This window comes from Vibrio sp. 10N.222.55.A1, from assembly GCF_041473835.1.
Taxonomy (GTDB): Bacteria; Pseudomonadota; Gammaproteobacteria; order Enterobacterales; family Vibrionaceae; genus Vibrio; species Vibrio crassostreae_C.
This window is the reverse complement of record NZ_JBFRSX010000118.1, coordinates 1-4128: the sequence shown is the minus strand read 5'-3', so window position 1 is coordinate 4128 and position 4128 is coordinate 1. Positions and strand designations below refer to the sequence as shown.

The following is a 4128-nucleotide window of genomic DNA, read 5'->3' as shown; positions in this document are numbered from 1 at the left end:
GTTCATGGCACGCTTACGGTAGAACTCCGTTGAGCTTCATTGCATCTGGGGAATTAGCTGCCCTAGAACAAGTGGCTGAGCATCTTACTGCCTTAAGCATTGGTAATTAGTTTGTTAGGATTAAACAGTATGAAAATGGTTTTAGAAATGCGCTACCGTAGAGAGGGAAAATTCTTCTACAACAAAGAAGAGATTTGTACCCTTTACCAATCAGACGATCTAGACAGAATCTTACTGAGAAGCCCTTACCTAACAAGCATAAATAATGAATTATTCGTCTATGGCCATATCAAATCATCTGATGAATTTGAGCATTTGATACTGGCTTTAAGAGCCTCGTACGATTGTTATATTTCGTTCGAAGATGCCCTATCTAGATGGGGTGTTATATCGCAGATTCCAATGATGATGATCCTTGCAACAACTGGAGCCTCTGGTTGGTACTCTACTCCGTTTGGAAGATTTGAATTTATACATGTTGAACACTCCTCTAAGCAAGTTGAAGAACAGACTGTTGATACAGGTCGCCCTATATCTATCGCTAAGAAAGAATGGGCATATAAAGACCTGAAAGAGGTAAAGCGCAACCTGCATCTAATTGATTATGTTGCGCTATTTACTGATGATGTAAACCTCCCCTAAACTAGTGGCATACCATTTTAGAGTTCTTCTAGCTCAGGTTTAGCGAAAGTGGGGCTATCGAACAAAAAACCATCTCATATCTCTAACTCGGAAATGCCCCAAACTCAGCTAGACCAAATACTCTACAAGATCTGTGTCGTTCATTTTACTCTACAAAAAGTTATCCAATATAATGCAACTCAAAACGATTTGGCCTTCATTATGATTATTTGACCTGTCAGGTTGCCTATTTAATTGGTTTAATCATCAGATCCTCTTGCTGAGGATAATAAACCACTGAAAATATTGTTAATATCCTTTTTATTTATCAGTGAAGTCGACTCCCATGAGATATGAATCCGCTCCTGTAGCTCCAGAAGAAAGACAGGAAACCACAACAGAACGTGCAGTACGTCAACATCGAGAACGTCAGGAAGAGCTGAGATATACCGCGAGCGATGAGAAACGATGGGCTGAAAATAGAGAGCGTGTTCTTGCTGAACGCGAAGCTGCCCAACAAGCTTATGACCCAGCAGATGGTTGGAACAAAAATAAAACTATTGATGGTCGTAGCCGAGAAAAACAGGAAACCAATGCCACGGAAGCCACGACAGAACAGGAAAACCATATTCACGTGGGCGAAGATCGTGAGTTTCCTGATGCAATTCTTTCACCGATGCCAGCATCAAGAAAGGAACTGATCGAGGCGACCGGAACACGTATGTTGCCGTCAGACCTGCTAGGTTCTAGCTTTAATAACCAATGTGTCAGCGCAGAGATCGTTGCTCATCAGATGATATCTCTCAGCCCTGCGACTAAGAGAGAAGTAGAAGAAAGTGGTGAGCTTGTTTTCAGTGGCATGCAATACAAACACGCTCATGGAACAGTAGGCACTATTGAAGTCATTGATACATTCGCGGGTCAACAACCCGATAAAAAAACATCACAGATGGCCTACTGGGTCGCGCAAGGCAAATATCTCGATATACCTAAACACCCTGATCCTCATCGCGATCATTTGTATGTTTTCACACCAAACTTCAGCGGTTGCTCTTTCGTTGTTGATGATTGGAGTGATGATCTAATCAGGGTGTATCACGTGGAAGGCAGCAAAGAAGATCAGCAATACAATGACGTGAAAGACCATCGCAACGGATTAATCAATTACATGAGTTTTCGCGACTACGGCTTCTACCAAAAAGGGAACACCACCATCAAGAGTGTGAATGGCTTTGCGTTTATGCGCTACAACATTCAAGCCCGTCATTGGGAAATTCATTATCAAAAGCAAGAGCATGCACCTGCACTTGGGCGACCAAATACTTCGGCTAAAACACTATTCTCTTCAGAAAAACATTCTGTAAAAGTCATGGTTTCGAAGGAATCTTGCGTGATTGAAACTGGAACCATCGCAATAAAACGCTGAGGCTGAAGTAATAGAACATAAGTGGTTGCTGCAGAAAAACCGAATGAATACCTAAAAACTGGTTTGGGTTGCTGTAGTCGGCCTTATAGATCTACTTTTCATCACAATGTCCCCACCCTTTCTTTAATCATTGAGGTGTTAAAAATTAAGCCAATGTGTAGTCGATTTAACGTAAGTTCACTTAGTCTGCACCCAGCCAATACTTTTTCTGGTGCGATGTTACTCATCGCACTAGCTCTTCAAAAGTAAACTTGCTATACCTGTAGTTATTGATGGCTTACTAATTTAGCAAAGTCGCTGACAAGCTTTTGTCCAGAGACGTTTCAGCGGGGCTCGTAACACGTCTTTGCCCCAAAATTCGTTAGGTTAAATACCCTATAAAGTTAAAGAGCCTGCGTTTTACCCTACAAAAAGTCATTTAGTAGAATGAAACTTTCACGATTTGGGCCTTTTATATGTATGTTTTGCTTGTCAAAGCGTCCGTTTTAGTAGCGAAACTAGCTAAACAACTTGTTGGAAGTGGACTAACTGCGGAAAGTATTGCTACCTTACGTTTATCTCAAAATAAAGCTGACTACCTGTGAACGCTTTTATGCGTTGGTAGAGGGTATTTGACGGTCTTAATAAAATACGGGAACAGCCATGACATTATCAAGAACAAGGCTCATGAAAGCAACAGCCCAAATTCTTGGCACTTTACTCTGTTTAGCCTTTCTTACTGGCTGTGAACGAGCAACGGAAGGGTTGCAATATGCCAAAAATCGTGATGGTTCAGATGACAAGTCAATACTTATTGGCTACAACGGTAACGACACAGATGTCGTCATCCCAGATTCGGTCGAACTTATTAATGGGGGGACATTTTATGACAAGCAGCTCACCAGCGTGGTCATCCCAAAATCGGTTACTATAATTGGAAGACAGGCGTTTGAAAACAATAAACTCACTAATGTGGTTATACCAGATTCGGTGACCTCCATTGGGGAGCGGGCGTTCGCTGAAAATAATCTCACCAGCGTTACTATTCCTGATTCAGTGACCTCGATTGGGGAGCGGGCATTTAATAAAAATGCAATATCAATAGTTAACAATGTCCCATCAGATGGTATTATTTTTGCTCGTAATGATGATGGCACTGAAAACAAAAAGATCATAATTTCCTATGGTGGAGCAAGAAAAGAGATTGCTATACCAGATTCGGTGATTACTATTGATAGTTGGATGTTTGCTGAAAGTCAGCTCACCAGAGTTACTATTCCTGATTCGGTGACCTCCATTGGGGAGCGGGCGTTCGCTGAAAATAATCTCACCAGCGTGACTATCTCAGATTCGGTGACAGCTATTGAGTACAAGGCATTTCATGACAACCAGCTCACCAGCGTTACTATTCCCGATTCAGTGACCTCCATTGGGGAGCGGGCATTTTTTGACAACCAGCTCACCAGCGTTACTATTCCTGATTCAGTGACCTCCATTGGGGAGCGGGCATTTAATAAAAATGCAATATCAATAGTTAACAATGTCCCATCAGATGGTTTTATTTTTGCTCGTAATGATGATGGCACTGATAACAAAAAGATAATAATTTCCTATGGTGGAGTAAGAAAGGAGATTGTTATTCCTGACTCGGTGACCACAATTGGAGAGTATGCGTTTTCTTCTAACAATCTCACTAGCGTAACCATCCCAACTTCGGTGACCACAATTGGACATAGTGCGTTTTCTTTAAACAACCTCACCAGCGTAACCATCCCAAATTCGGTGACCACAATTGGAGAGTATGCGTTTGGAGAGAATCAGCTCACCAGAGTGACAATCCCTGACTCGGTGACCTCCCTTGGTGACAGTGTGTTCGCTGATAATATGCTCACCAGCGTAATTCTCCCTGATACATTGACCTCGATAGGGAAGCGGGCGTTTGCTAATAACAGGCTCACTGATGTGGTTATACCAGATTCGGTGACCACCATTGAAACTAGGGCGTTTAAAGGCAATCAGCTCACCAGTGTGGTTATACCAGATTTGGTGACCACCATTGGAAATGATGCGTTTAAAGGCAATCAGCTCACCAGTGTGGTTAT

3 protein-coding genes are annotated in these 4128 nt (G+C 42.2%); all 3 read left to right on the top strand.

Features of this window, described 5'->3' with window-relative positions; all coding sequences use genetic code 11:
• Positions 1 to 129: 129 nt before the first annotated feature.
• On the top strand, positions 130 to 642 hold the full coding sequence (locus AB4493_RS21605; protein ID WP_372096861.1) for a hypothetical protein: 513 nt from the start codon (positions 130 to 132) through the stop codon (positions 640 to 642).
• Positions 643 to 967: 325 nt separating this feature from the next.
• Positions 968 to 2047, top strand: a complete 1080-nt coding sequence (locus AB4493_RS21600; protein ID WP_136973512.1) for a cytotoxin — start codon at positions 968 to 970, stop codon at positions 2045 to 2047.
• A 642-nt stretch (positions 2048 to 2689) separates the two neighbouring features.
• On the top strand, positions 2690 to 4128 hold a 1439-nt coding region (locus AB4493_RS21595; protein WP_372155800.1), incomplete at its 3' end, for a leucine-rich repeat protein.

What these genes read in the sequence shown, in the direction of transcription:
- AB4493_RS21605 (WP_372096861.1), top strand. Translation starts at nt 130, where the DNA reads ATGAAAATGGTTTTAGAAATGCGCTACCGTAGAGAGGGAAAATTCTTC.
- AB4493_RS21600 (WP_136973512.1), top strand. Translation starts at nt 968, where the DNA reads ATGAGATATGAATCCGCTCCTGTAGCTCCAGAAGAAAGACAGGAAACC.